4 protein-coding genes are annotated in these 1,725 nt (G+C 63.9%); all 4 read right to left on the bottom strand.

The features are described from left to right. Positions 1-170 precede the first annotated feature (170 nt). Genes hadC through rpmG form a run of 4 tightly spaced genes read right to left on the bottom strand, consistent with a single transcriptional unit; the run spans position 171 to position 1,723 of the window. Positions 171-671: a (3R)-hydroxyacyl-ACP dehydratase subunit HadC gene (gene hadC, locus A9X04_RS05560; RefSeq protein WP_067918520.1), complete on the bottom strand. Its 501-nt coding sequence runs from the start codon at positions 669-671 to the stop codon at positions 171-173. A gap of 3 nt (positions 672-674) precedes the next feature. Beyond that, positions 675-1,103, bottom strand: coding sequence for a (3R)-hydroxyacyl-ACP dehydratase subunit HadB (gene hadB, locus A9X04_RS05555; protein WP_067918518.1), 429 nt, complete (start codon positions 1,101-1,103; stop codon positions 675-677). Then, the gene (gene hadA, locus A9X04_RS05550; RefSeq protein ID WP_067918516.1) at positions 1,090-1,569 is read right to left on the bottom strand and encodes a (3R)-hydroxyacyl-ACP dehydratase subunit HadA; all 480 of its coding nucleotides are present in this window, start codon (positions 1,567-1,569) and stop codon (positions 1,090-1,092) included. Before hadA ends, hadB begins: the two co-directional genes overlap by 14 nt. A gap of 34 nt (positions 1,570-1,603) precedes the next feature. Continuing rightward, positions 1,604-1,723 (bottom strand): 50S ribosomal protein L33, encoded by a 120-nt coding sequence (gene rpmG / locus A9X04_RS05545; protein WP_067918514.1) that lies wholly within the window; start codon positions 1,721-1,723, stop codon positions 1,604-1,606. Positions 1,724-1,725: the final 2 nt, after the last annotated feature.

The following is a 1,725-nucleotide window of genomic DNA, read 5'->3' as shown; positions in this document are numbered from 1 at the left end:
TGCCAGTTGAGCTACGCCCCTTCGCGGTTGGCAGGCCAACCTGCGCTTACCTACCGGGGCTCACATGACACGCGCGCTCCCCGTTCTTTCGACTCACGGAAAGCGCGCTGATGCTGGGAAAACCCCGACGTCCGAGTGTACTCGATTCCCCTCAAACCCAGGAAATCCGATTACGCCGTCCTGACGACCTGGCCGGACTCCGGGTCCCATCGCAGGTTCTCCGACTGGTCGGCGTACTGGCTCATGAGCGTGGTGTACGCCTCCAGAACCAGCTCACCGTCGTCGTTGGTGCAGATGTTCTTGGTGACGACGATGTCGGCGCCGAACCGTTCGTCGACCGACAGGATGTCCATCCGGGCCCACAGCTTGTCGCCGGCCTTGATCGGCTTGGCGAACACGAACCGCTGGTCGACCTGGACGATCACCAGCGTTTCCATGCCGATGTCCACGTGCCGGAAGAAATCCAGCTGCACCAGCTTGGCGAAGATGGTCGCGAACGTCAGCGGGGCGAGGATCGCCTCGTGGCCGAGTTCGGCGGCCGCGTCCTCGTCGTAGTGGGCCGGGTGGCGGTCCTTGACGGCCAAAGCGAACTGGCGGAGTTGCTCGCGCCCCACGACGAAGTAGTCCGGGTAGCGCCAGATCATTCCCCTGATGTCTGTTTTGAGCGCCATGGCCTAGGCGAGGGTTGCGGACGCGATCGCCCTGCCGAAGATCTTCTTGCCGCCGGTGGTGGCCGTCAACGCGATGGTGATCGACTTGGTCTCCGGGTCGACCGACTTCACCCGCCCGTTGAAGACGAGCTCGGCGCCCTTGCCGTCGTTGGGCACCGGCACCACCGCGGTGAACCGCACGTTGTACTCGGTGACCGCGCCGGGGTCACCGATCCACGCGGTGACATACCCGCCGCCGATGCCCATGGTCAGCATGCCGTGCGCGATCGCGGTGTCCAGCCCGACGACCTTGGCCATCTCGTCGTCCCAGTGGATCGGGTTCAGGTCGCCCGAGACGCCCGCGTAGTTCACCAGATCCTGACGGGTCAGCGGGTAGGTCCGCTCGGGGAGCTGGTCGCCCACCTTCACCGAGCTGAACTCACGCAGTGGCATCAGAAAATCCCTCTTCTCCATCATCACCGGCACGGCCCGCCAAGGTCGTGTAGGTCTCCTGCACGACGTCACCGGCTTCGTTGGTGACGACGTTCTTGGTCACGATGATCTGGGTGCCGTGCGACACCCGCACCGAATCCACGTAGACGTCGCAGTACAGCTTGTCGCCGGCCACGATCGGGGCATAGAACTTCAGAACCTGGTCGACCTGAACGATCTGCGCGTCCTTGACGGCGACATTCGCGTGTTCGAAGAAGGCCGTCTGCGCCTTGTACCCGAAAACGCAGATGAACGTCAGCGGCGCGAGCAGGCCGCCGTAGCCCAGCTCGGCCGCGGCCTTCTCCTCGAGGAACGCGGCGTCGTCGTTCTGCACGGCGACGGCGTGCTCGCGGATCTTCTCCCGCTCCACGACGTAATGGTCGGGGTAGCGGTAGTGCATCCCGACGATGCTTTCGGATAACGGCACGGCTGAAATCTACCTAGTCGCTCTCGTGACGCGGCTAGCGCGTCTCTCGGTGCGCCTGGTGCTTGCCGCAGTTCGGGCAGAACTTCTTCAGCTCCATGCGGTCCGGGTCGTTGCGGCGGTTCTTCTTGGTGATGTAGTTGCGGTGCTTGCACACCT

Source organism: Mycobacterium sp. E3247 (genome assembly GCF_001667785.1).
Taxonomy (GTDB): Bacteria; Actinomycetota; Actinomycetes; order Mycobacteriales; family Mycobacteriaceae; genus Mycobacterium.
Note: the sequence above shows the minus strand (reverse complement) of the source record. Positions and strands in the feature narration are given on the sequence as shown.

Excerpts from the sequence above, each read along its gene's own strand:
- hadB (WP_067918518.1), bottom strand. The coding sequence starts at position 1,103 with ATGCCACTGCGTGAGTTCAGCTCGGTGAAGGTGGGCGACCAGCTCCCC.
- hadC (WP_067918520.1), bottom strand. The coding sequence starts at position 671 with ATGGCGCTCAAAACAGACATCAGGGGAATGATCTGGCGCTACCCGGAC.